Here is a 24,678-nt window from a genome sequence, read left to right as displayed (position 1 = left end):
AGAGATGGTTGAAAATCGTCATTTCTACAATCGTAACGAGACCTTTTACAAATACGACAAAGCAACAATCATTGTTGCTGGTGGAGCAGGTTTCCTTGGATCGCATCTCTGTGCGCGATTAATCGAAAATGGTCACACAGTGATCTGCATAGACAACTTCCATACGGGAAGACCGCAGAACGTCGAACACTTGGAATCATCGGGTCGATTCACCCTGATCCATCACGACATCAACGACCCTGTTCCGGACGATCTGCCTGCCGTTGATCAAATATATAATCTGGCCTGCCCGGCGTCTCCTGTTCACTATCAGTATGATCGCGTCAAAACGGCCCTGACTTGCTCGCTCGGCACGCTCAATCTTCTGAACAGGGCCGCGACTGATCACGCGCGCTTCTTCCAGGCCTCGACGTCAGAGATCTACGGCGACCCCGAAGTTCATCCACAGACCGAAAACTACAGGGGCAACGTCAATACGGTCGGCCCCCGGTCCTGCTATGATGAGGGCAAGCGCTTCGCCGAAACCCTGGTCACGGACTTCGGCGCCCAGCACGGGCTGACGACGCGGATCGTGCGCATCTTCAACACCTATGGCCCGCGGATGCACCCCGACGACGGGCGAGTGGTGTCGAACTTCATCGTCCAGGCCCTGCTGGGCGAGGACATCACCATCTACGGCAGCGGCGAGCAGACCCGCTCCTTCTGCTTCGTCGATGATCTGGTCGAGGGCTTCGTGCGCCTAATGAACGCGGACGCCGACATCGACGGCCCCATCAACATCGGCAACCCCAACGAGACCACGGTCAATGAACTGGCCGAGCAGATCCTGGCCATGGCGGGATCCAGCTCCAGGATCGTCTATCACCCCCTGCCGGTGGACGACCCTCGTCGACGCAAGCCGGACATTTCACGCGCCCTGGCGCGCCTGAACTGGTCGCCGCAGGTGCCCCTGCATGACGGCCTGTCCAGGACCATCGCCTACTTCATGGACGAGATGAGAAACAGCGGCCGCAGCCCGACAAGCGCGTTCGCCTCCTGACGCACCCTAAGAGAAACGCACGAAACGACTGGAACGACACTCCAACACGGAAATCCTGGGCGGGCCTTTCGATGCAAAACTACAACGTTCCGACGATCCTGATCTGGCTGTTCGCCATATCCCAACTGCTTTACCTGGGCTGCTTCCTGCTCGAGATGTATTTCCGCGCCCTGCGCGTCAATCGCGTGGACATGGACGCCCCCATGCCTGCCGAAGCGAGAATGCCGTTCATCGTCCTGCTCTATCCGGTTCTGCGCGAACTCGAGCGCACGATGGAGACCACCTTCACCGCCCTGGCCAAGCTGGACTATCCGCGGGATCGGTATCGCGTCGTGGCCATCCCCAACGCTGACGACACAGAGACCATCGCCAGTCTGAGGCGGCTGACGGCGGCCTACCCCTTCGTCGAAATCCTTGAGGTTCCGCCGACGAGCGACCCGCGTTGGGATCCTGTCTGGAACGCCTGGGACGCCAACCCCAAGGCCTACTGGTGGCATCGCGGCAAGCGCTCCGGGGTCAAGGATCTGCCGCCCAAGAAGACCCGACAACTGATCTACGCCCTCTATCAGGTCGCCGAGACCTATCGGGACAAGGCGAACCTGACCCTCAACTACATCGACGCCGACAGCTGTCCGCCGGCCGACCACTTCAAGGCCGCCGCCATCGGCCTTCAGACCTATGACGTGCTTCAGGCCCGCAACGTCGCCGGCAATCTGACGGCCAGCCTGCCCGCCGCCTTCCACGCCTTCGACCACATGACCTGGGACGGGGCCAAGTACGGCCACCTGTCGGACCCCAAGCAGCCCTTCTGGGTCCTGGGCAAGGGACTGTTCTTCAAGGTCGATGACCTGATCGCCCTTGGCGGCTTCCACCCCTGGATCACCATCGAGGACCCCGAGGTCGGCGAGCGCTTCTGGAAGAACGGCAAGACGCTCGGCATCATCGACAACTCCCTGATCGAAGAGGTGCCAGAAACCTTCGGTGAAGGCATCACGCAGCGGAAACGCTGGGTCGCCGGCTTCTTCCAGAGCCTCGGCACGCCCTTGAAGGAGATGGACTTCACCTTCGGCGAGCGCCTGCGCGCCTGGACCAACTTCCTGCCCTGCATGTCCCTGTGGGTGAACACCCTGGGCATCCCGCTGGGGATCTGGGCCGCGTGGCGCTTCTTCAATGGCGACAACTTCCTGCCCCTGTGGCTGGTGATCCTGTCGATCTTCAACATCATCGCCTTCACCGTCTTGATCGTCGGCCTCTACATGCGGACCTGGACGCGGACCGGGCTGGTGCTCGAGCGCACGACCGACCGCATTGGCTATCTGCTGATGGTCAACCCGGTGTTCGTGATGATCTGGTGGTGCGTCTGGATCATTCCGCTGACGCTCGGCTTCGTCATGTACCTGAAGGACAGCGGCCAGGTCTGGCAACGCACCGAGAAGGTCGACGCCAACAACACGCTCGTCCGGTCCAAGCTGGACCAGTACGGCGTCCTTCGCCACGACCATTGAGCGGATCGATCATGGACAAGCATATCCTGATCACGGGCGGCGCCGGCTTCATCGGTTCGCACCTGACGGACGCCATGCTGGCGCGCGGGTATCGCGTCAGCGTGCTCGACAACCTGTCGCCCCAGGTCCACGCAGACGGCGAGATGGATGCGGACGGCTGGCCCACCTACCTCGATCCGCGCGCCCGCCGCATCAAGGGCGACCTGCTGGACGAGGGCGTGTTCGAGGCCGCGCTTGACGGCGTCACCCACCTGGCCCACCTGGCGGCCTCGGTCGGGGTCGGCCAGAGCATGACCAATATCGTCGACTACACCCGCAACAACGTCATGACCGCAGCCGTCATGCTGGAGGTGCTGTCGCAAAGGCCGCACACGATCCAGCGCATGGCCGTGGCCTCGTCGATGTCCATCTATGGCGAGGGCGACTACATCCGCCCCTCGACCAACACCCACGTCACCGCCGATGTCCGCCCGCACGCCCAGCTTGAGGCGCGACAGTGGGAAGTCATGATCGACGGCGAGGAACTGGAACCCGTCCCCACGGCCGAAGACAAGCTGCTGCAGCCCAACTCCATCTACGCCGTGAACAAACGCGACCACGAAGAGATGTTCCTCTCGGTCGGGCGGGCGCTTCAGATCCCCACAGTGGCCCTGCGCCTGTTCAACGCCTACGGCTCGCGTCAGGCCCTGAGCAACCCCTACACCGGGGTCGCCGCCATCTTCATCGCGCGCCTGCTCAACGACCAGCCGCCCCTGGTGTTCGAGGATGGACGGCAGATGCGCGACTTTGTTCACGTCCAGGACGTGGCCCGCGCCTTCGCGACTGTCCTCGACAGCGATCGCCAGACCTGGGACGTGTTCAACGTCGGCAGCGGAACCCCGATCTCGGTGAATGAAATCGCCGGCGTTCTGGCCCGCCTTCTGGGCAAGAACATCGCGCCCGAAGTGCTGAACAAGTATCGCGTCGGCGACATCCGCCACTGCTTCGGCGACATCTCCAGGATCGAGCAAGCCTACGGCTTCAAGCCTGAGCGGGACATGGAAACCGGGATGGCGGAACTGATCGACTGGGTCTCGCACACCAAGCCCCCGGTCGACCGCAGCGCCGAGAGTCTGGCTGAACTGGCGCGAGGAAAACTGGTCGTCTGAAAGTATTAACCAAAATGATCGAGCTTAGCTGAAGCGCCTTCCTCTGCGCCGCCGAGAACGCGACGCGCCGATACTATCGTCAGGGAAAGTTCATGACCGCCCATCGCCGTCGTTTCGCATCGAAAACCCTCTTCGCAGCGGCCCTGCTCATCCTCGGCGCAGCCGGCTGGGCCGGAAGCGCCGCGGCGCAGAGCGATGTGACGATCTTCGCCGGCGGCAAGCTGGACGTGGCGGATTCGGCCTATGCAGGCGCGACGGTCGGCCTGCCGGGCTCTGTCGACGGCAAGGGCTGGGCGGTGCGCGGGGCTGTCTATACCGGCGGCTATGACTATCGCAGCGGACCGACCACCATCGACGCGGACTTCACCGGCGGACAGGCGGAACTGATCTATCGCTACGGCTCCGGCCCGACCTGGGGCAGCGTCGGCGTCGGCTATCGCTATGTCGACACCGACCTCAGCCCGGCAGACCCCGGCAATCAACGCGACGGCGGCGAGGGCGAGGTCATGGTCAGCCTGGACGGCGGGCATGTGGCCGGCCCCTGGCGGGTTGATTGGTACGGCTCCTACGGTTTCCAGCTCGACGACTACGACGCCCTGGTCAGCCTGACCCATACGGTCGGCGCCTCGGGCCGCCTGCGCGCGGGCCTGGAAATCGCCACCGACGGGGATTCCAACTACAGCGCCTATCACGTCGGCCCCGTTCTGGGCGTCAAGATTGGCGAAGAGGCCGAGTTCCAGATCTCGGCCGGGCTGAGCGACGGGGATGACCGCGACTCCGACGGCTATGTTCGCGTCGGCTTCTACCGCAGCTTCTGATCCCTGACGATCAACCGGACATCGACAAGCTTAGCCTTAGAATAGGTCGCCAAACGGCGACTGCATTTCCGCCCTAAAACCACCCCTCGGCAATCGTTAACCCGGCGTTATCCCCGGGGAGCTTAACGATCACGCTTACTCTTCTCCGCTTCTTGAGAAGGCTAGGCGTAGTATGCTGACGCTTCCGTCACGACGATCTGTATTGGCTGGTCTTGCGCTGACGCCGGCGCTCGCCGTTGCGCCGCATGGCGCATGGGCTGAGGGAGAAGGCGCCGCCCTGCCCGACGCCTCCAGCGCCCTGCCCTCCCTGTCTCACGCCGCCCGCAGCGGCGGCCGCTACTATGGCGCCGCCGCCCGCGCCGACCATCTGCGCCAGGACAAGGCCCTGCGCGCCGCCATTCTGCGCGACTGCGAGGTGCTGACTCCCGAGATCCACCTCAAGTGGAACTCGCTGGAGTGGCGCAAGGGCCAGTTCCACTTCGTCCCCGTCGATGATCTGCTGACCTTCGCCGACGACAACGGCCTGCGCGTGCGCGGCCATACCCTGCTGTGGGATCAGAGCACGCCGGACTGGGCCAAGCACGAGATGCTGGAACGCCGAGACTGGCGGCTGATGTCCGAGCACTTTTCGCGCGTGCTGGGCCGTTACGGCTCGCGTATCGAAGAATGGGACGTGATCAACGAGCCCATCGACACCCAGGCCGGCGCCCGCACCCTGCGCCGCAACACCTTCTTCCGCGCCTTCGGCCCAACCTATATCGAGCGCGCGATGGAAGAGGCGCGGACCCATGCGCCCAAGGCCCATCTGGTCATCAACGACTACGGCTTCGAGTATGGCAATCCCGTCGACAAGGCCCGCCGCCAGGCTTTCGTCGCCCTCGCCCGTCGCCTGCGTGCGGCGAACGTTCCGCTGGACGGCGTGGGGGTTCAAGCCCACCTCGACCTGTCCAAGGGGCCGATCGACACGGTCGGCCTGCAGGAAATGGCCAAGGCCATGATCGACCTTGGCCTCGACATCACGGTGACCGAGCTGGACGTCAAGGAGTCGGAAGCCGCCGCCCCGACCACCGCACGTGATCAGAAGGTCGCGGACGAAACCCGCCGCTACCTCGACGTCATGCTGGCGTTCCCCGAGGTGCGCGGCGTGGTGACCTGGGGCCTGACCGACAAGTTCTCCTGGCTGACCGAACAGGTGGACGCCCACGTGCGCGCTGCACACGGCGTCAACCGCGGCCTGCCCTATGACGACGCCTACAGCCCCAAGCCCATGTACTGGGCCCTGAACGAGTCCCTGGGCGCCAGCGCCTGACCTCTGATGTCAGAACTCGTCATTTCTCCTGGCGAGCGCCACCGCTGGACAAGCTGCAAGTTTTTGCGGCAGGAACACGCACCCTTTCTGTCTGGCTGGCGTTAGGGAAGCGAAGCCGGGGGCAAGGTTGCGTACACTCGCCAAAACAATTGATCTGGTCGCCGCTTTCGACGCCTCGCCCAACCCCTATATGCTGCTGGACGCCCAGCTGCGCTATGCGGGAATGAACCAGGCCTATCTCGACGTGACCCATCGGCGGCGCGAGGACCTGCTGGGTCAACCCGTGATGCAGGAATACGACGCCGGACCGGGCAAGGAAGCGACGGAAAACGCTCGTCAGCTTCTGACCTCCTTCCAAAAGGTGCTGGCGTCGGGCCAACCCGATCATCTGGCTGTGCTTCACTATCCCATCCCGGTGCCGCAGGCTGACGGGACGACGATTTATGACGATCGGTACTGGAGCTGCACCCACACGCCGATCAAGGACGCCGAGGGTCGCGTCACCCACATCCTGCAGCACACCAGCGACATCACCGAACTGGAGCGGCTGCGCCGTCAGGTCGGGCGCCTGAGGCCCGAAGAACCGACCTCTGCTCTGGACAGCCTGATCGGCGGCGGGATGTTCCGCCGCGCCATGAGCGTGCAAGCGGACAATCGCCGGCTGGAGACCGAGCGGCGACAACTGCTCGACATGTTCATGCAGACGCCGGGGTTCGTGGCGGTGTTGAACGGCCCGGAGCACGTGATCCAGCTGCACAACGGCGCCTATGGCCAGTTGATCGGCCATCGCGACGTGGTCGGGAAGCCCATCCGCGAAGCCCTGCCCGAACTGGCGGGCCAGGGCTATTACGACTTTCTCGACGAGGTGCTGGCGACCGGCGAGCCGTTCCACGGCCGCCAAAGCCCGATGCAATTGCAGCAAACGCCCGACGCCGCCCTGGCCACCCGGTATTTGAACTTCATCTATCAGCCGATCCGCGACAACGGCGGCGAGATCGTGGGAGTCTTCGTCCAGGGCCATGACGTCACCGACACCGTCCTGGCCGCCGAACGCCAGAAGCTGATGATCGATGAGCTGAACCATCGGGTGAAGAACACCCTGGCCACGGTCCAATCGATCGCCATGCAGACCGCGCGCTCGCACGAGGATCCGCGTTCGTTCGCAGAGACCTTCCAGTCGCGCATCCTGTCGCTGTCGCACACCCACGACCTGCTGACCCGCAGCCACTGGGAAGGCGCCGATCTGCGCGAGGTGCTGGAGCACGAAACGACGGCCCACGGCCTGCATCGCCTGACGCTGAACGGCCCCAATGTCGCGCTGGACCCCGCCATGGCGGTGTCTCTGGGCATGATCTTCCACGAACTGGCGACCAACGCCGCCAAGTATGGCGCCCTGTCGCCGGGTGAAGGCCGGGTGCTGGTCGACTGGTCGGTCGCGGACCAGACCAATCCGCATCTCGGCATCGTCTGGCGCGAGACCGGCGGACCGTCGGTGGCCCAGCCGGAACGCCGGGGCTTCGGCAGCCGCCTGATCGAACGCAATGTGCGACATGATCTGGCGGGCACGGTTCAGATGCACTATCGCGACGACGGCTTCACCGCCGAGATCACCATCCCCCTGAGCAAGGAAGCCGCATGACCAACGCTTTGCAGGGCCGTCGCGTGCTGGTGATCGAAGACGAGTCCCTCGTGGCCATGCTGCTGGAAACCATACTGGACGACATGGGCTGCGCCGTGGTGGGGCCGGAATCCAACATCGACGACGGCTTGCGCGCCGCGACGACCGAAGGCGGGCTGGACGCCGCCCTTCTGGACGTCAACGTCGCGGGTCGCGAAGTCTTTCCGGTGGCCGAGGCGCTGAAGGCGCGCGGCGTGCCCTTCGTCTTCTCGACCGGCTATGGCGAGGCTGGCCTTCCCGAACACTGGCGCGGCAATCCGACCATCCAGAAACCCTTTACCGAAGGCGCCATCCGCGACGCCCTGATGAAGGCGATGAACATCAGCCTGGCCTGATCAGCGCGGCTTGATGTCCTTCAGCACGGCGCGCGCTGCGTTGTGGCCCGGCGCGCCGGTGACGCCGCCGCCCGGATGAGCGCCCGAGCCGCACAGATAGAGGCCTGGCACCGGCATCCGGTGATCGGCGTGGCCCAGCACCGGCCGGGCGCTGAACAGCTGATCCAGCGTCAACCGCCCGTGGAAGATGTCGCCGCCGATCAGGCCGAAGCGCCGCTCCAGATCGCGCGGCCCAAGCGCCAGCCGCCCGATCACCGAGGCCTTGAATCCCGGCGCATGGCCCTCGACCGTCTCGATCATCAGGTCGGCCACCGTGTCGCGATGCGCGTCCGCCAGATCGGGCGCGACGTGCTGGCAGAACAGGCTGGCGACGTGCTGTCCCGCCGGGGCCAGGCTGTCGTCCAGGGTCGAGGGGATCAACATCTCGACGATGGGCTTTGACGACCAGCCGTTCAGCCGCGCCTCGGCGTGGGCGCGGTCCATATAGGTGAGCGTCGGGGCGATGATGATGCCCGCCGTCAGATGATCCCCCGCCTGCGGCAAGGCGGTGAAACGCGGCAGTTCGGACAGGGCGACATTCATGCGAAAGGTGCCGGAGCCCGAGGCGTAGCGGCTCATCCGCTCCGTGAAGTCCGCCGGGACCACGGCCGGATCCACCAGCCGGTCGAACAGCAGACGCGGGTGCAGATTGGAGACGACGGCGCTTGCGCGAATGACGTCGCCCGCCTCGGTCACAGCCCCGACCGCCCTGCCCCGCTCGGTCATAACCTCGACGACGGAGGCGTCCAACCGGATGTCGACGCCCTGCTCGGCGCAGGCGGCGGCCATGGCCTGGGTGATGGCCCCCATGCCGCCGATGGCGTGGCCCCAGGCCCCCTTCTTGCCGTTCACCTCGCCGAAGACATGGTGCAGCAGGACATAGGCCGAGCCGGGCGTATAGGGGCTGGCGTAGTTGCCGACCACGCTGTCGAAGCCGAACAGGGCCTTGATCGGATCGCTCTCGAACCAGCCGTCCAGCCAGTCGCCCGCCGACTTGGCGAACAGGTCCAGCAGGTCGCGCTGCGCCGCCAGACCCAGCCCCGAGACCCGCCGACCCAGCGAGGCCGCCTTCAGCATTTCGGGTAGGGCCGCCAGCCAGCCGCCCTCCACGACGTTGGGCGGGGTGGTCAGGATCAGGTCGCGCAGGATGGCGGCGACCGTCTCCAGCCGCGCCTCATACTCGGGCAGGCGTTCGGCGTCGCGAGTGGAGAACTTGGCGACCTCGCCCTGGGTCCGCCCCTCGCCGGTCAGCAGGTAGCGCCCATCGTCGAAGGGCAGGAAGTTGGCCGCCCGGCGCTCCACCACACGCAGGCCATGTCGGGCCAGTTCCATGTCGGCGATGACGCGCGGGTTCAGCAGGCTGACGGTGTAGCTGGCGGTCGAGTTGCGGAAGCCGGGATGGAATTCCTCGGTCACCGCCGCCCCGCCAACGACGCCGCGCCGTTCCAGCACCGTCACCTTCAGCCCGGTCCGCGCCAGATAGTAGGCGCAGACCAGCCCGTTATGCCCCCCGCCCAGGATGACGACATCCGTCTGTGAATGCGTCATGCCTTCCGCCCCCGATTCCAGAAGCGAACGCTAGCATCACACCCGACGCGGGGTGAACCATCCGTCCGGAGTGCGCTGCACCGAGCCGGCCACGGCAAGAACCGCCAAGGTCTGTTCGATGCGATCCTCCATCCGCCGCCCGCGACGGCCGCTGAACCGCGCCGCCAGAGCGCGGGGACCGACCGGCATGCCTTCCTGCCTCAACGCGTTTAGCAGGGCGGAAGCCATGGGCCCTGGCGCCTCGGGCAAGAGCGGCAAGCTGGCGGCGACGTCGAGATTCGCCTCGACCTGCACCGCGCGACGGGAGGTCTTCACGCGCCCGGCCTGGAAGTCAGGCCGCAGGAACCGCACCTCGCCGCGCCCCTCCTCCACCGCCCGCTCGCGGTTCAGGGCGACAAGGCGCGTCACGGCCTCCTGTGCCGGGAGGTCGGCGGGCCAGCCATACGCATACAGCACCGCCGCATCGAGACGTCGATGCAAGTGATCCAACAGGCCGATGCAGCCGGCCTCATGCATGGCGCGCTCCGCCTCGGTCAGCGTCCCGTCGGCCGCCCACCGCGCCCGAGCATTGTAGAGGCCGGTCATGCTCAGGAAATCGTGCCGCTCCAGCACCTGGGCTCGCAGAGCGTCGATCTCATCCGCCAGGATCGCGATCTCGGCTCTGGCTCGCCCCGAAAGGTCGGGGAACGGGAAGGCGTCAAAACAGGGGCCTTTCGTATAGACAGGACGGTCTTCCAGCGTCCCGCCCTGCGCCAGCGCCCAGTCACCATGCAATCGCGACGACAGGACGCCCAGAACAGCCGCGTCATCCGACGCCATACAGATCAGCCGATTATCGGGCAGGATGTCCGCCTCGAGAAACCGGAACCACCGATGCTTGGCGGTTTCGACCGTGGCGATATAGCGCTCCAGCCCCTCAAGCGCCGGGCGCAACTCGCGGCGCGGCTCGCCAAAGACCCACCAGTTGTCGCGGTAAGAGGGGCGGTTGTTGCGGTCGCGCTCGGGCTTCACCGTCTCCAGCAGGTGCTGAAAGATAGCCGGGTGCCGCCGCCGCACCTCCGCCTCCTCCCAACCGAACAGGTCGATGACCTTCCCCCCCCGCGGTCGGTCCGCCAGATCCCGACCGTTGCGATAGGCGCGGATCGGCGAGACCGCCTCCATGTCGGACGCGGACAGCAGGGCCGCCGCCCGATCCGTCGCGACGATAAAGCCCGCGCCATGTAGCTTGACCCCCGGCGAACACAGCAGAGCGTTGGCCTTCAGTTCTACAGCCTCGGTCACGTCCACCCCCACGGTCAGGTCCGCCGCTATCGCGCCGCGCGCCTCCGCGAAGACGATCTCGGGCGCGTCGGTGTGCAGGCCCGCCTCCGAGACAACAGTCAAAAGCCTGCCTTGACCTTGCGCCTCGCCGCGTTCGGCCACGGTCATCGCGATCCGGACGGCGGCGCGATCCCCGCCCTTGATCCAGGGATGGTCCGGGATCGCGAAGACTAGCCGCATCGGCGGCGTGCCCTTCAGGTGATGTTCCAGAACACGCCGCGAAAAGGTCTGGGTGATCGAGTTGGTGGTAATGAAGCCGAAGCGGCGCAGGCTGGAGCCCTTCTCCGTCAGGATGTCCGCCGCCCGATCCCACCAGGCTGTCACCAGGTCGGCTGAGCGGAACCGCCCCTGGCGCACATGCCACAGGGCGTCGACGTAGCCGTCGCCCAGTTCGCGCCTCAGGTCCTTGCCGCCGATGAAGGGCGGGTTGCCGATGATGAAATGCACGTCCGGCCATGGCGTCGAACGCGGATCGATCAGGCGCACGACCTCCCGCTCATCATGGTCCGCGACGAACAACACCGGCGCCCCGTCATTCGGGCGTCGAGGCCTCGATCGCGTGACAGGCCGCCCTGCGGCGTCGCGAACCAACTCCTCACGCGACCACGACAGCAGGGCGTCCGTTTGCCGGATCTTCTCGAAGTTGCGCAGGATCGGTTCCGATGGCTTGGCGTCGCCATAGACCCGGAAATGCCACTGCAGATAGCCGATCCACATCACCATCTCGGCGATCCAGGCGGCGTAGGCGTTCCTCTCCAGTCCCCAGAACTGTTCAGGACTGACCGTATGACCGTCCAGCGCCAACAATCCCTGCGCTTCGCCCATCTCGGCCAGGACCGCCAGGACCTCGCCTTCCAGCTCCTTCATCATGCCCATGGCGACATAGAGGAAGTTACCGGTGCCGCAGGCCGGGTCCAGCACGCGGATCCGGCATAGATCGCGGTGGAAATCACGCACCAACTTGCGCGCGGCCTTCTGGTCGCCTGCCGCATAGAGGCCCAGCGCGCTGCCCTCGGCGGCCTCCCAATCGGCGCGCAAAGGCTCCATGATCGTCGGTTCGACCAGGCGCTCGACAAAAGCACGCGGCGTGTAGTGGGCGCCGAGTTCAGACCGCTCGTCCGGCGCCAAAGCCTGCTCCAGCAGGGCGCCGAAGATCGCCGGCTCGACGGACGCCCAATCGCGCCGGGCGGCGGCGATCAGGGCCTCGAGTTCGTCTTCCGTGATCGGGAGGGCCGCAGCATGGCGAAAGAGGCCCCCGTTGAACCGGCGCAGGGTCTGGCGAATGGCCGAGCAATGCCCGCCCTCGTCCATGCGCCGAAAGAAGTCACCCGCCCCCAGATGGAACTGATCGGCGTGGCCGCGATAGCTTTCCAGGAAGCGCCGGAACCCCTTGTCCTCGATCAGGCCGACGCTGTCGGCGAACATGGCGAAAATGCACTGCATGACAAACAGGGCCGTCTGGTTGGCCCGCGCCGCCTTGGCCACTGAATCAGGCCGTCCATCCTGGCCAGCCGGAACCCGCCCGCCGATTGAGCGCACCAACCAGGCCAGACGGGCGGCGATGTCGGTCGTCACCTCAGCCACGCGAGCGGCCGGGTCCAGGCTCATCGGATCGGACCAGACCCGCCTCAGCCGATGCCGCACCGCCTCGTCGCGCAACTGCGCCATCTCGATGCGATAGCGTGCGCGGTCGGGGAACGGGACATAGGCCTTGCCCTGCCGCCCGAAGTCGGACCACAGCTCGATGGCTCGCCCCACGTCCACGACGATGATGAAGGGCGGCCATTCATCCAGGGCCTTGGCGTAGTTCTCGGCCTGACGCTTGGCGTTGCGCATCAGAGCCTCAAGCGTGTGCGTCGGCGGCGGCGAAACCCTGCGCCCGCGTCCGCCGAACAAGGCCAGTTGGGGCTGCGGGTCCAGCGGCCCGCCCGCCCCGCGCTTGCCCGACTGCTTGGCCTCCAGCACGAAGGCGCCGCGCCGGTAGCAGTCGATATAGCCGGGGTGGCTGCCGCCGTCCTCGTGCAAGAACTTCACCGGGCGCTCGAAACAGTAGTCGAGGTCGCCTGTCCGCTCGTCATCCGGCGCCGCAACGCCGATCAGGCGGCACAACTGTGCGATGAAGGTCTGATAGTGGGCGCGCTCGCTTATCGGCGCCTCTGACCAGCGGCGAATGAAGTCGTCTGCATCCATGGATTGTCGGCCTCCCCCGCCAACAACCTTAGATTAGCATAACTATGAAATGCAACTTTTAGGTGATTTCATCACCGACGTAGCGTCGATGCAGCAGGGGCGCGCCCAGCCAGTAGCAGAGCTCAGCCGGGCGGGTGATGTCCCAGACGGCAAGGTCGGCGGCCTTGCCCGGCTCGATGGTCCCGACCTCGTCCTGCAATCCCAGGGCGCGTGCGGCGTTGCGGGTGGCGCCGGCGATGGCTTCTTCCGGGGTCAGGCGGAACTGGACGCAGGCCAGGTTCAGCGCAGCTGTCATCGAGGCGACAGGCGAGGTGCCGGGATTGCAGTCGGTCGCCACCGCCATGCGAACGCCGTGCTGGCGCAGCAGGGCCACCGGCGGCGCCTTGGTCTCGCGCAGCATCAGGAAGGCGCCCGGCAGCAGGACCGCGACGACACCCGCCTCGGCCATGGCCTGAACCCCCGGCTCGGTGGTGTGCTCGATGTGGTCGGCGGACAGGGCGTGATAGCGCGCGGCCAGGGCCGCGCCGCCGCCGTCCGACAACTGATCGGCATGCAGCTTGACCGGCAGACTCAGTTGCTCGGCCTTGTCGAACAGGCGGGCGACCTCGTCCGTGGTGAAGGCGATGGGCTCGCAATAGGCGTCGACCGCATCGACCAGACCCTCGGCGTGGGCGGCCGGCAGAAATTCATCCACAGCCTTGTCCACATAGGCGGCGCGGTCCGCCTTATGCTCGGGCGGGACGGCGTGCAGGCCCAGGTAGGAGGTGCGGACCCGCACCCCGGCATCCTTCCCGATGCGGCGGGCGACACGCAGCATCTTCAACTCGCTGTCGTGGTCCAGACCATAGCCGGACTTGATCTCAAGCGTGGTGACTCCGGTGGCCTTCAGCCCCTCCAGACGCTTGCAGGCCGAGGCGTATAGCTCGTCCTCGCTGGCCTCGCGCGTCGCCTTGACCGAGGAGACGATGCCGCCCCCGGCGCGCGCGATCTCCTCATAAGTGGCGCCCTCCAGCCGCCGCTCGAACTCGCCCGAACGGTCGCCGCCGAAGACCAGATGGGTATGGCAGTCGATCAGGCCCGGCGTGACCCAGCGGCCCTCCAGACGGTCGGTTTCCACAGCCTTGTGCACAGGCAGGTCGGCGCGCGGCCCGACCCAGGCGATGCGCCCGTCCAGGATCAGGATAGCGGCGTCCTCGATCGCGCCATAGGGGGCGCCGCCCTCGGTCATGGCGGCGACGTGGCAGTCGGTGATGAGGCGGTCGGCGAGGATCATCAGTTTTCTCCGCTCATCCCCGCGGAGGCGGGGACCCAGTTCTGTCCAGCGAGGCGCAGAGGTTTCAGGATAGTCGAACGCACAATCTCAATGGCTGCGTCTACAAGCCAAAGCACTGGGTCCCCGCCTCCGCGGGGATGAGCGGAAAGGGAGATCATCGCGCGGCGACTCCGCTGAGGATTTCACAGAACCAGCGTCCGGCAGTCAGAGAGCCGAGGTCGCCGACTTCGAGCGACGGGTCGTATTCGGTCAGGTCGACGGCCCGAACCTTGGGACAGGCCCCAATCGCGCGGGCGGCGTCGAAGAAGTCGTGGACCGAGACCCCGCCGGGGCGGGCGCCGGGGCTGGCGGGCCATTGGCTGCGGTCGATGACGTCGATGTCGAAGTCGACGTAGATGACCTCGCACAGGGACGACAGGCGCTCCAGTTCCTCGACCACCACGGTGGCCAGACCGCGCTGGCGGCACTCGCGGGCGGTGCGGACGCTGATGCCTGCGGCCTCGGCCTTTTCATGGGCGCGGCGGGTGTTGGCGAAGGGGGCAAGGCCGACCTGGCTGATGCGACGGCCGTCTAGCCCATCGTCCAGCAAAGCCTGAATCGGATTGCCGTTGGTCAGGCCCTGATCCGTGTCGCGCAGGTCGAAATGAGCATCCAGCGTCAGGACGCCGACGCGGTCGAGGCCGAACGCGTGGACGCCGGGCCGGGTGATGGCGTTGTTGCCGCCGACGAGGATGGTCAGGGCCCGGTGAGCCTGAGCCGCCACCGCGTCTCGCACATGCTCGAAGGCGTCAAACGGCGAGGCGGCCTTCAGCGCCACGTCCCCGGCGTCATGGACCTTGATCTCCAGCTCCAGCCCCGTCTCGACGTCATAGGTGGACAGGCGCGGCAGGACGGCGCGCAGGGTCTTGGGGCCGAGGTCGCAGCGGCCCGGCGTCAGCGACCGCTCGTTGAGCGGCGCGCCGATCAGGGCGACCGGGGCGTCGGGATGGTTCCCCACCAGATCGCCGACAGAGCGCCATCCCAGGGCTTCAGACGGTTGGCTCATCGGGGTCATCCTTTGGTCGGGGAAAAGCGCGCGACCAGATCATAGGCCGCGCCGGGAAAGGTCTGCCACGCCCAGGTCACGCCTTGACCGTCGCGCCAGGTGCGGCGCTCCAACCGCAAGCAAGCTGCGCCGTCGGCCAGACCCAGATGGGTCGCCGTCTCGGGGTCGGCGCCGACGGCGGAGATGCGATGCTCGGCCTCGGTCCAGGGCATGTGGGCCAGCAGCCAGCCGCCCGGCGGCTGGGCGGTGAAGTCGGCGGCCTCGGCCTCGGGCGCGGCGGTCAGGGAGATCAGACGGCGCTCGAAGACGAAGGGCCGGTCGTCGGCCAGATGCAAGGTTTCCAGCTCGATCACCCGCTGGCCCAGACCCTCCTCGGGCCGCGCCGGGCGGACGATTCGGCCCAGCAGACGGTGGGCATAGGCGAGCCCTCTGCCTTCGATCTCGGACTGGATGTCGGGAATGGCGACCAGGGCCGACGAATGCACCGGCGGGTGGGCCACGACCGTCCCGGCCCGCCTGCGCCGCACCACCAGAGCCCGCGCCGACAGGTCCGTCATGGCCCGCGACACCGTCATCCGGGCGCAGCCGTACTCGGCCATCAACTCGGCCTCGGTCGGGATGCGGAAACCCGGCCGCCATTCGCCCGAGGCGATGCGACGCTCGATGTCCCCGGCGATCCGTCGATGAAGCGGCTCTTGATCCATGAATCGAAACTGCCCCTTGCGCGCAATAATGTCTAGACATAACACTGAGCCCAACACACGACGGCGGCCGACGCCGCATGGAGGATTCGATGGCTACGCCCAACAACCGCATCATCCGCAGCCCGCACGGATCTGAAAAGACCGCCAAGACCTGGGCCGCCGAGGCGGCCATGCGGATGCTGATGAACAACCTCGACCCCGAGGTGGCCGAGCGCCCCGAGGACCTGGTCGTCTATGGCGGCATCGGCAAGGCGGCCCGCAACTGGCAGGCCTTCGACACCATCGTCGAGCAGCTGCAGAAGCTGGAGGCCGACGAGACGCTGCTGGTCCAGTCGGGCAAGCCGGTCGGCGTCTTCCGCACTCATGCCGACGCCCCGCGCGTGCTGATCGCCAACTCCAACCTGGTGCCCAAGTGGGCGACCTGGGAGCATTTCAACGAGCTCGATAAGAAGGGCCTGGCCATGTACGGCCAGATGACCGCCGGGTCGTGGATCTACATCGGCACCCAGGGCATCGTTCAGGGCACCTATGAGACCTTCATGGAGGCGGGTCGCCAGCACTATGGCGGCGACTGGTCGGGCAAGTGGATCCTGACGGCGGGCCTCGGCGGCATGGGCGGCGCCCAGCCCCTGGCGGCGACCATGGCCGGCGCGTCCTGCATCACCATCGAGTGCCAGCGCAGCCGCATCGAGTTCCGCCTGCGCACCCGCTACGTCGACGTCATGGCCGAGACCCTGGACGAGGCCCTGGCCCTGCTGGAGCAGTCGTTCAAGGACAAGAAACCCTTGTCGATCGGCCTCTTGGGCAATGCGGCTGACCTTTTGCCTGAAATGGTCAAGCGCGGCGTCCGCCCCGATCTGGTGACGGATCAGACCAGCGCCCACGACCCGGTCAACGGCTACCTGCCCTCGGGCTGGACCGTCGCCGAGTGGGAGGAAAAGCGCGTCAGCGACCCCGCCGCCGTCGAGGCCGCCGCGCGTCAGTCGATGGCCGTCCACGTTCAGGCCATGCTGGACTTCCACGCCATGGGCATCCCCACCACCGACTACGGCAACAACATCCGTCAGGTCGCCTTCGATCAGGGCGTGACCAACGCCTTCGACTTCCCCGGCTTCGTGCCCGCCTATATCCGCCCGCTGTTCTGCCGAGGGATCGGGCCGTTCCGCTGGGCCGCCCTGTCGGGTGATCCCGAGGACATCCGCAAGACGGATGAGGCGATGAAGAAGCTCTTCCCCGACAACGCCGGCCTGCACCGCTGGCTGGACATGGCCAGCGAGCGCATCGCCTTCCAGGGCCTGCCCGCCCGCATCTGCTGGATCGGTCTGGGCGACCGTCATCGCGCGGGTCTGATGTTCAACGAGATGGTGGCCTCCGGCGAACTGAGCGCCCCCGTCGTCATCGGCCGCGACCATCTGGACAGCGGCTCGGTCGCCAGCCCGAACCGCGAAACCGAGGCCATGATGGACGGCTCGGACGCCGTGTCCGACTGGCCCCTGCTGAACGCCCTGCTGAACACGGCCTCGGGCGCGTCGTGGGTGTCGCTGCACCACGGGGGCGGGGTCGGCATGGGCTACAGCCAGCACTCGGGCGTCGTCATCGTCGCCGACGGCACGCCGGAAGCCGCCAAGCGTCTGGAACGCGTCCTGTGGAACGACCCGGCCACCGGCGTCATGCGCCACGCTGACGCCGGATACGACATCGCCAAGGACGCCGCGCGCGAACACGGCCTGAACCTGCCCTCGCTGGACCTGTAAGCCTATGACCACCACCATCGAAATCGGCGCCGCGCCGCTCACCCTCGCCCAGCTTCGCGCCGCCCTGAACGGCCCGGTCGCCGTCAGCCTGACCGACGCCGCCTGGGCCAATGTCGAAAAGGGGGCGGCGGTCGTCGCCGCCATCCTGGCCGAGGGCCGCACGGTCTATGGCATCAACACCGGCTTCGGCCTGCTGGCCAACACCAGCATTGCGACGGAAGACCTTGAAACCCTTCAGAAGAACCTGGTGCTCAGCCACGCCTGCGGCGTCGGTGCGCCGCTGGACGAGAACGTCACCCGTCTGCTGATGGTGCTGAAGATCGCCAGCCTGTCCAAGGGCGCCTCGGGCGTGCGTCGGCATACGCTGGAGACCCTGATCGGCATGGTCAATGCGGGCGTCCTGCCGCTGATCCCGTCCAAGGGTTCGGTCGGCGCCTCGGGCGATCTGGCCCCGCTGGCCCATATGAGCTGCGTCCTAATCGGCGTCGGCGAGGCCCGCTATCAGGGTCAGACGCTGGACGCCGTGACCGCCCTGGCCAAGGCCGGGCTGAAGCCGGTCGTTCTGGGCCCCAAGGAGGGTCTGGCCCTGCTGAACGGCACCCAATGCTCGACGGCCCTGGCCCTGGCCGGTCTGTTCGCGGCCGAGGACGTCTTCGCCGCCGCCATCGCCGCCGGCAGCCTGTCGGTCGATGCGCTTCTGGGATCGGACGCCCCGTTCGACCATCGCATCCACGCCCTGCGCGGCCAGCCGGGTCAGATCGACGTGGCCCGCCGCCTGCGCGAACTGCTGACCGGCAGCGCCATCCGCGACAGCCACCGCCACGACTGCGCCAAGGTGCAGGATCCCTACTCGCTGCGCTGCCAGCCTCAGGTCATGGGCGCGACCCTGGACGTGCTGCGCAACGCCGCCGCCATGCTGGAGCGTGAAGCCAACGCCGTGACCGACAATCCGCTGGTCTTCATCGAAGACGGCGACGTCATCTCGGGCGGCAACTTCCATGCGGAACCTGTTGCTTATGCAGCAGATCAGATCGCCATGGTCCTGTGCGAGATCGGCAACATCAGTGAGCGCCGCACCTCCATCCTGGTCGATCCCAAGATGACCGACCTGCCCGCCTTCCTGGTCAAGGACAGCGGCGTGAACTCGGGCTTCATGATCGCCCAGGTGACGGCGGCGGCCCTGGTGGCCGAGAACCGCATGGTGGCCCACCCCTGCGTCATCGACACCGTGCCCACCAGCGCCAATCAGGAAGACCACGTGTCCATGGCCACCCATGGCGCGCGCCGCCTGTTGGACATGGCCGCCAATACGGCGACCGTCGTCGGCATCGAACTGCTGGCCGCCGCGCAAGGCATCGACTTCCGTCGTCCGCTGACCTCGTCGCCGGAACTGGAACAGACCTACGCTATCGTGCGCGAGGCGGCCGAACCCTACTCCGCTGACCGCTACTTCGCGCCGGACATCGCCCGGGCCACGGACGGGGTGCGGGCCGGTCGTTATCGGGCCTTCGCCGGCGACCTGCTGCCCTCGGCGTAGATATCGGCCAAGCCCCGCACATCGACGACAGACGTGTGCGGGGCTTGCACACTCCCCTTGATGGCGCGCCTGAGCCTGGACGACGCCTCTTCATCTCCCCCTTGGCAAGGCCGCAGAAACTCCGGCGTGAACCTCAGCCGCCTCTGACCCGTTGAGGACGTGCGCGGTGCTTTGGTCGCGCTGACGGGAGGCTTCTGAATGAAGGTCGTCGCTCTGAGCGGGCTGGCGCTCGGCATCATGACGCTGGGAGCCGGGGGTTGGGCGGCGTGGAACTCCACGGCCATCGCCCACCGCGACGTTGTCGGCGCCGCCATGCATATCGAGGTGGTCGCGCCCCAAGAACCGGACCTTCCACCCCCTACTGCCCTGGCCGTCGGCGACCTGCGGGATGACTATGTTCATGACCCGGAGCGGCTACGGCCGCCCGCAGTGCTCGATGCAGAATACGCCTATCTCGAAGCGGGTTGGTCCGACCCGCCTCCCGTAGAGGAGCCGCCGCTCGAGCGTACAGGCGGGCTAGTGTGGACCTTGCGCCCCGCACCGATCCAACTCGAGCCTCACGACTACAGCTTCGGCTTCGACCAGCCGCTACCGGCTCAAACGCGGGAGGACGATCGCTCGCCAACCCAGATCGCAGCCGCCGACACGGCCATCCGGGACGAAGGCGGCCTCGACTAGAACGGTCGAGGCCGCCGCGTCATCAACGGCGCGAGGTGACGCTGAGGGTGTAGTCGCCCTCTTCCGATGATCCGAGCGTATTGGCGCGGATCGAATAGGTTCCCGGACGCAGGGTCTGGACGATCTGGGCGCTGGTGCCGCCGCCGCTGTCGTCGTCGGTGGCCAGGGAGTCGCCGTCGCACTGCGGCCCTTCATAGAGGCCAAGGTAGGCGTCGAAGTCGCCGGAATCGAGACGGAGGGCGACCTGACCCGCACGCGAGATGGTCAGGGCGTAGCAGTCGTAGAAGGAGCCGTCGTCGGCGCGACGGTCACTGAACTCCAGACGCCCCGAGCGGCTTTCACCGACCGAGATCGGCAGCACCTGGGTCGTCGGTCGGATGCGCTCGCCCGCTGAGACGCGCAGTTCATAGCGGCCGGTCTCGCCCTCGCTCAGGGTATTGGCCTTGATGATCCACAGGCCGCCGCTCGAGGCGAAACGCAGCTGCGAGTTGGTGCCCATGTCGGGGCCGTCGTCGTTGGTGATCGAGGTGTCGTCGCAGTCCGCCCCCGCGCCGGCCGACAGATAGGTGTCGAAGTCCGACGAGCTGAGCGTGACCGTATAGGCCTCGTCCGGGTTGGTCTGAACGACGTAGCAACGGTAGTGCGAGCCGTCGCCCATGCGGGCGTCCTTGGCGGTGAAGTTGCCCTGTATGGTCTGGCCGGGGCGGATGGTGCTCTGGGCCGAGGCGGCGCCGGCGACGGCCAGAGCCGAGACCAGAACGGTCGTCATCAGAAGGGTGCGCATAGAGGGGGAGTCTCCGTGGGGTCCGAAACAGCGCCCTAACCCGAGCGCCTAAACACTTGATTTATTTTACACTTAACAAGGGAACGCGTTTCAGCGCCGCTACGCTGGCGGCGTTGGTGCAGAAGCAGACCGTGCGCAGCTGCCGGATCACGGTCTGGAAGTGGGCGACCACCGCCTCGGTCGACTCAGTCGCCGCCTGAATGACGCCCGAGGCCATGCCGACCACGTCGGCGCCCAGGCGGACGGCCTTGGCGACGTCGACGCCGTCGCGGACGCCGCCCGAGCCGATGATCAGGGCCTCGGGCAAGGCGTTGCGGGCCTCGGCGATGGCGCGGGCGCTGGGGATGCCCCAGGCGGCGAAGGCGGCGGCGTGGGCCTTGTCCGCCGCATCAGTGGCGCGCTCGCCCTCGATCAGCCCCCAGTTGGTGCCCCCGGCCCCCGCCACGTCGATCCCCGCTGCTCCCATGGCGATCAGGCGCTGGGCGGTGACGGCGGAAATGCCTGCCCCCGTCTCCTTGACGATGACCGGCGCGTCCAGATCGCGGATCAGGGCCTGAAGGGCTGCGCCCACGCCCCACCAGTCTCGGTCACCCTCGGGCTGACAGGCCTCTTGCAGCGGATTCAGATGCACCACCAGGGCGTCGGCCCCGATCATGTCCAACGCCCGCCTCGCCTGATCGACGCCAAAGCCGCGCGTCAACTGGGCCGCGCCGATATTGGCCAGAATCGGCGTGTCGGGCGCCCGGTCACGCAAGGACCGATCCAGTCCGCCGCTCGCCCCGCCCTCGATGGCCGCCCGCTGCGAGCCGACGGCCAGGGCGATGCCCAGATGCTGAGCCGCCTCGGCCAGACGGGCGTTGATGGCCTCGGCGCGAGCCGGTCCGCCGGTCATGGCGCTGATCAGCAGGGGCGCCTGCAGACGCCGCCCGAGCAAGTCGGCGCCGAGGTCGATCTTGGCGTGGTCCAGATCCGGCAAGGCCTCATGCACGAAGCGCCAGTCGTCGAAGCCGCTTGCCAGGGCGTGACGCCCGCCGCCGGACAGCACCACGTCGAGGTGCTGGTCCTTGCGGCCCAGGATCAGATCGTCGCTCATCGCGGCCTCCCCGTCAGCCTCAGGGCTGGCGCTCGACCGTCAGCACGTAATCGCCAGTCGAGGCGGCGGCGAAGCTGCGGGCGCGCACGACATAGGTCCCGTCGCGCGGCGCGGTCCAATCCAGCCGGGCGTGGGTGTCCGACAGGCTGTCGTCGTCCTCAGCCAGACTGCGGAAGTCGCCGTCCTTGTCCTCGCCCACCTCGACGAAAGCGTCGAAAGCGGCTGAGATCATGGTGAAACGCAGCTTCTCGTCCGCCTTGGCCTTGAAGGTGTAGGCGTCGAAAGAAACGCCCTCGTCATTCATGGCGTCGTTGTCGGTCAGGCTGCCGCGCGCCGTCGATCCGACCAGCAGGCTGCCCGCGCCCGGTTCGGGCCCACGGTCGGCGAACTCCAGCGAATAGAGCCCCTTGCCGCTGCTGGAATAGGGCAGAGCGCGGATCACATAGTCGCCGTCTTCCGGCAGGGTGAAGGTCAGGCGGGCGTCCGTGCCCTGACGCAGGCCGTCGTCGTCAGAGGCGAGTTCCTCGAATTCGTCGCCCGCCTTGCCGACCTGCAGCAGGGCGTCGAAATCGCCCGAGCGCATGATGGCCTGAACGCGCTGGCCCTCGGTCCCGCTGAAGGCGTAGCTGTCATAGAGACGACCTTCATCGTCGACCGCGCCGCCTTCCTTCAGGTCGCCCTGAACCGTCTGACCGAAACTGATGGCGGTCGGCGACGGCGGCGGCGCCACCTCTTCCAGTTTCAGATCGTAGCTGCCCGTGGCGTCCGAGAAGCCGCGCGCCTCGATCAGATAGTCGCCGTCGTCAGGCAGAACAAAGGTCAGGCGGGCGTTCAGTTCGCCGCCGCTGTCGTCGTCGGTGGCCAGGCTGTTGTGATTGGCGTCGAACAGTTCCAGGAAGCTGTCGAAATCGTCGGCCTTCAGGCTGATCGCCACGCGTTGGCCCGCGCGACCGGTGAAGCGGTACAGGTCAGCAGGCGCGCCGGCATCGCTCTGGGCGCTGTCGTCGTCCAGACGACCGCTGACCTCTTCGCCGATGGCGATGCTGCGCGCCTCGGGGGCGGGCGGCCCCTGCTCCAGCGACAGGCGATAGTCGCCCTCCGCGCCGCTGCTGACCGATGATGCCTGGATCACATATTCGCCGGCCTGAGGCGCGGTGAAGACCAGGTAGGAGTTCAACCCCTTGCCCGCGCCGTCATCGTTCTCGGCCAGCTTGACGAAGGAGCCGCCGACCATGCGGCCGATGCGTACCAGCGGGTCGAAGTCATCCGCTTCCAACAGGATCGCCACCCGATCCCCGGCGTTTGCGCGGAAGGCGTAGGCGTCGAAGGTGTTTCCATCCTCGTCTTCGGCGTCGCCGTTGGTGAGGCGGCCCGAAACGTCTCCGCCGACGGAAATCCGGCCGGGACGCGGCTGACGCGGCGCCACGCGCTCGCTTAGCGCCAGGGTGTACCCCCCGGTCTCCAGACCCGAATAGGGCCGTGCGCGAACAATATAAACCCCGTCACTCTCGGCCGTGAAGCGCAGGCGAGCGTTCATTCCGCTGCCGGCGCCGTCGTCGTCGGTCGCCAGCGGCTCGTCCGAGGTGCGGCCCTCCGCGTAAATCGCCAGGAAGGAATCGAAGTCGCTGCTGCGCAGTTCGGCCTGCAGACGCTGTCCTGCACGAAGCTGCACCCGGTAGTCGTCATAGCGGTAGGCGTCGCTGCCCCGGGTTCGCGCATCCCCTTCTTCCAGTCGTCCGCGAACCTCGGCGCCGATGCGGATGTCCGTCGCGCTCTGGGCGAAAACGGAGCCGGACGACAGCAGGGCGATGGCGCTGACCGCCCCGAACAGGGCCGCGAACTGAGAATGACGCATGAAAACCTCTTTGCTGGCGCTATCATAGACGCCGAACCGCAGCGGCTGTAAATCGCGCCCACGCTTTCACGTTCCCAAGCCCTTGGAGCCGATCATGGCTGACGAACCCGCCCGCGCCTCGCTCATCGACGGCAAGGCCTTCTCGCAGACCCTGGTCGAGCGCGTGGCCGCGGCCGCCGCGCGCCTGGAAGCGGCTCACGGGGTCAAGCCAGGCCTGGCCGTGGTCATCGTCGGCGAAGATCCCGCCAGCCAGCTTTATGTCCGCAACAAGGGCGAAACGACGCTGAAGGCGGGGATGCGGTCGGACACCCACCGCCTGCCGGACACGACCACGCAGGCCGAGCTTCTGGCGCTGATCGCGGCGCTTAACGCCGACGCGGGCATCCACGGCATTCTGGTGCAACTGCCCCTGCCCAGGCATATCGATTCGGCCGCCGTCCTGGCCGCCATCGACCCGGACAAGGACGTGGACGGCTTCCACGTCGTCAACGTCGGGCGTCTGGCCGTCGGCCTCCCGGGCATGATCCCCTGCACCCCGCTGGGCAGCCTGATGATGCTGAAGGACCAACTGGGCGATCTGTCGGGCCTGAACGCCGTCATCGTCGGTCGCTCCAACATCGTCGGCAAGCCGATGGCGCAGCTGCTGCTCGGCGAAAGCTGCACCGTCACCATCGCCCACTCGCGCACCCGCGACCTGCCCGCCCTGTGCCGCACCGCCGACATTCTGGTGGCCGCCGTGGGCCGCCCCGAGATGATCAAGGGCGACTGGATCAAGCCGGGCGCCACCGTCATCGACGTGGGCATCAACCGCGTCCCCTCGAAGGACCCGGTCAAGGCCGCCGAGGGCAAGACCCGCGTGGTCGGCGACGTGGCCTTCGACGAGGCGGTCGAGGTCGCCGGGCGCATCACCCCCGTCCCGGGCGGCGTCGGCCCCATGACCATCGCCTGCCTGCTGGCCAACACCTACACCGCCGCCTGCCGAGCCGCAGGCGTGACGCCCGAAGACCTGAACAGCTAAACGTCTCG

General features: G+C 66.9%; 19 protein-coding genes. 11 read left to right on the top strand and 8 right to left on the bottom strand.

What is annotated here, in order from left to right; all coding sequences use genetic code 11:
• The first annotated feature begins 4 nt into the window (after positions 1-4).
• The 7 genes from B3K53_RS02435 (at position 5) to B3K53_RS02405 (ending at position 7,832) form a co-directional block, all read left to right on the top strand.
• Positions 5-1,039: a UDP-glucuronic acid decarboxylase family protein gene (locus tag B3K53_RS02435; RefSeq protein WP_292082493.1), complete on the top strand. Its 1,035-nt coding sequence runs from the start codon at positions 5-7 to the stop codon at positions 1,037-1,039.
• A 71-nt stretch (positions 1,040-1,110) separates the two neighbouring features.
• Positions 1,111-2,544, top strand: coding sequence for a glycosyltransferase family 2 protein (locus tag B3K53_RS02430; RefSeq protein ID WP_292082491.1), 1,434 nt, complete (start codon positions 1,111-1,113; stop codon positions 2,542-2,544).
• 11 nt (positions 2,545-2,555) lie between these two features.
• Positions 2,556-3,692 carry an NAD-dependent epimerase/dehydratase family protein gene (locus B3K53_RS02425; protein ID WP_292082490.1) on the top strand — a complete coding sequence of 379 codons (1,137 nt, stop codon included), beginning with the start codon at positions 2,556-2,558 and terminating at the stop codon, positions 3,690-3,692.
• A 92-nt stretch (positions 3,693-3,784) separates the two neighbouring features.
• Positions 3,785-4,510 carry a cellulose biosynthesis protein BcsS gene (bcsS, locus tag B3K53_RS02420; RefSeq protein ID WP_292082489.1) on the top strand — a complete coding sequence of 242 codons (726 nt, stop codon included), beginning with the start codon at positions 3,785-3,787 and terminating at the stop codon, positions 4,508-4,510.
• A gap of 202 nt (positions 4,511-4,712) precedes the next feature.
• Positions 4,713-5,819, top strand: a complete 1,107-nt coding sequence (locus B3K53_RS02415) for an endo-1,4-beta-xylanase (protein ID WP_292082488.1) — start codon at positions 4,713-4,715, stop codon at positions 5,817-5,819.
• A 127-nt stretch (positions 5,820-5,946) separates the two neighbouring features.
• Positions 5,947-7,458, top strand: coding sequence for an HWE histidine kinase domain-containing protein (locus B3K53_RS02410; protein WP_292082487.1), 1,512 nt, complete (start codon positions 5,947-5,949; stop codon positions 7,456-7,458).
• Complete coding sequence (locus tag B3K53_RS02405) at positions 7,455-7,832, top strand: response regulator (protein WP_292082485.1); 378 nt, start codon at positions 7,455-7,457, stop codon at positions 7,830-7,832. Before B3K53_RS02410 ends, B3K53_RS02405 begins: the two co-directional genes overlap by 4 nt.
• Here B3K53_RS02405 and B3K53_RS02400 read toward each other — a convergent pair whose 3' ends face one another.
• The 5 genes from B3K53_RS02400 to B3K53_RS02380 form a co-directional block, all read right to left on the bottom strand.
• The gene (locus B3K53_RS02400) at positions 7,833-9,419 is read right to left on the bottom strand and encodes a phytoene desaturase family protein (RefSeq protein ID WP_292082484.1); all 1,587 of its coding nucleotides are present in this window, start codon (positions 9,417-9,419) and stop codon (positions 7,833-7,835) included.
• Between the two features lie 36 nt (positions 9,420-9,455).
• Entirely contained in the window at positions 9,456-12,929 is a 3,474-nt protein-coding gene (locus tag B3K53_RS02395; RefSeq protein WP_292082483.1) for a class I SAM-dependent DNA methyltransferase, read from the bottom strand.
• Positions 12,930-12,987: 58 nt separating this feature from the next.
• Positions 12,988-14,199 (bottom strand): imidazolonepropionase, encoded by a 1,212-nt coding sequence (hutI, locus tag B3K53_RS02390; protein WP_409515778.1) that lies wholly within the window; start codon positions 14,197-14,199, stop codon positions 12,988-12,990.
• Between the two features lie 157 nt (positions 14,200-14,356).
• The gene (locus B3K53_RS02385) at positions 14,357-15,247 is read right to left on the bottom strand and encodes an agmatinase family protein (protein ID WP_292082479.1); all 891 of its coding nucleotides are present in this window, start codon (positions 15,245-15,247) and stop codon (positions 14,357-14,359) included.
• A gap of 5 nt (positions 15,248-15,252) precedes the next feature.
• The gene (locus tag B3K53_RS02380; RefSeq protein WP_292082478.1) at positions 15,253-15,951 is read right to left on the bottom strand and encodes a UTRA domain-containing protein; all 699 of its coding nucleotides are present in this window, start codon (positions 15,949-15,951) and stop codon (positions 15,253-15,255) included.
• Positions 15,952-16,040: 89 nt separating this feature from the next.
• On the opposite strand from B3K53_RS02380, the gene hutU reads away from it, so the two are divergent.
• The 3 genes from hutU (at position 16,041) to B3K53_RS02365 (ending at position 19,920) form a co-directional block, all read left to right on the top strand.
• Complete coding sequence (gene hutU, locus B3K53_RS02375; protein WP_292082477.1) at positions 16,041-17,705, top strand: urocanate hydratase; 1,665 nt, start codon at positions 16,041-16,043, stop codon at positions 17,703-17,705.
• 4 nt (positions 17,706-17,709) lie between these two features.
• Complete coding sequence (hutH, locus tag B3K53_RS02370) at positions 17,710-19,242, top strand: histidine ammonia-lyase (RefSeq protein ID WP_292082476.1); 1,533 nt, start codon at positions 17,710-17,712, stop codon at positions 19,240-19,242.
• Positions 19,243-19,440: 198 nt separating this feature from the next.
• Positions 19,441-19,920, top strand: a complete 480-nt coding sequence (locus B3K53_RS02365; RefSeq protein ID WP_292082475.1) for a hypothetical protein — start codon at positions 19,441-19,443, stop codon at positions 19,918-19,920.
• A 22-nt stretch (positions 19,921-19,942) separates the two neighbouring features.
• Here the strand turns inward: B3K53_RS02365 and B3K53_RS02360 are convergent, their stop codons facing one another.
• The 3 genes from B3K53_RS02360 to B3K53_RS02350 form a co-directional block, all read right to left on the bottom strand.
• Entirely contained in the window at positions 19,943-20,704 is a 762-nt protein-coding gene (locus tag B3K53_RS02360) for a peptidase (RefSeq protein WP_292082474.1), read from the bottom strand.
• Positions 20,705-20,765: 61 nt separating this feature from the next.
• The gene (fni, locus tag B3K53_RS02355; protein WP_292082473.1) at positions 20,766-21,797 is read right to left on the bottom strand and encodes a type 2 isopentenyl-diphosphate Delta-isomerase; all 1,032 of its coding nucleotides are present in this window, start codon (positions 21,795-21,797) and stop codon (positions 20,766-20,768) included.
• 19 nt (positions 21,798-21,816) lie between these two features.
• Positions 21,817-23,652 (bottom strand): PPC domain-containing protein, encoded by a 1,836-nt coding sequence (locus B3K53_RS02350; RefSeq protein WP_292082472.1) that lies wholly within the window; start codon positions 23,650-23,652, stop codon positions 21,817-21,819.
• A 94-nt stretch (positions 23,653-23,746) separates the two neighbouring features.
• Here B3K53_RS02350 and folD point away from each other — a divergent pair, with 94 nt between their 5' ends.
• Entirely contained in the window at positions 23,747-24,670 is a 924-nt protein-coding gene (folD, locus tag B3K53_RS02345) for a bifunctional methylenetetrahydrofolate dehydrogenase/methenyltetrahydrofolate cyclohydrolase FolD (protein WP_292082471.1), read from the top strand.
• Positions 24,671-24,678: the final 8 nt, after the last annotated feature.

The organism is Brevundimonas sp. UBA7506 (assembly GCF_002479495.1).
Taxonomy (GTDB): domain Bacteria; phylum Pseudomonadota; class Alphaproteobacteria; order Caulobacterales; family Caulobacteraceae; genus Brevundimonas.
The sequence above is the reverse complement of the archived record's forward strand: the minus strand, read 5'-3'. Positions and strand labels throughout refer to the sequence as shown.

Excerpts from the sequence above, each read along its gene's own strand:
- bcsS (WP_292082489.1), top strand. The coding sequence starts at position 3,785 with ATGACCGCCCATCGCCGTCGTTTCGCATCGAAAACCCTCTTCGCAGCG.
- fni (WP_292082473.1), bottom strand. The coding sequence starts at position 21,797 with ATGAGCGACGATCTGATCCTGGGCCGCAAGGACCAGCACCTCGACGTG.
- B3K53_RS02350 (WP_292082472.1), bottom strand. The coding sequence starts at position 23,652 with ATGCGTCATTCTCAGTTCGCGGCCCTGTTCGGGGCGGTCAGCGCCATC.
- hutH (WP_292082476.1), top strand. The coding sequence starts at position 17,710 with ATGACCACCACCATCGAAATCGGCGCCGCGCCGCTCACCCTCGCCCAG.
- B3K53_RS02425 (WP_292082490.1), top strand. The coding sequence starts at position 2,556 with ATGGACAAGCATATCCTGATCACGGGCGGCGCCGGCTTCATCGGTTCG.
- B3K53_RS02360 (WP_292082474.1), bottom strand. The coding sequence starts at position 20,704 with ATGCGCACCCTTCTGATGACGACCGTTCTGGTCTCGGCTCTGGCCGTC.
- B3K53_RS02405 (WP_292082485.1), top strand. The coding sequence starts at position 7,455 with ATGACCAACGCTTTGCAGGGCCGTCGCGTGCTGGTGATCGAAGACGAG.
- B3K53_RS02435 (WP_292082493.1), top strand. The coding sequence starts at position 5 with ATGGTTGAAAATCGTCATTTCTACAATCGTAACGAGACCTTTTACAAA.
- hutU (WP_292082477.1), top strand. The coding sequence starts at position 16,041 with ATGGCTACGCCCAACAACCGCATCATCCGCAGCCCGCACGGATCTGAA.
- folD (WP_292082471.1), top strand. The coding sequence starts at position 23,747 with ATGGCTGACGAACCCGCCCGCGCCTCGCTCATCGACGGCAAGGCCTTC.
- B3K53_RS02430 (WP_292082491.1), top strand. The coding sequence starts at position 1,111 with ATGCAAAACTACAACGTTCCGACGATCCTGATCTGGCTGTTCGCCATA.
- B3K53_RS02380 (WP_292082478.1), bottom strand. The coding sequence starts at position 15,951 with ATGGATCAAGAGCCGCTTCATCGACGGATCGCCGGGGACATCGAGCGT.
- B3K53_RS02400 (WP_292082484.1), bottom strand. The coding sequence starts at position 9,419 with ATGACGCATTCACAGACGGATGTCGTCATCCTGGGCGGGGGGCATAAC.
- B3K53_RS02395 (WP_292082483.1), bottom strand. The coding sequence starts at position 12,929 with ATGGATGCAGACGACTTCATTCGCCGCTGGTCAGAGGCGCCGATAAGC.
- B3K53_RS02385 (WP_292082479.1), bottom strand. The coding sequence starts at position 15,247 with ATGAGCCAACCGTCTGAAGCCCTGGGATGGCGCTCTGTCGGCGATCTG.
- B3K53_RS02365 (WP_292082475.1), top strand. The coding sequence starts at position 19,441 with ATGAAGGTCGTCGCTCTGAGCGGGCTGGCGCTCGGCATCATGACGCTG.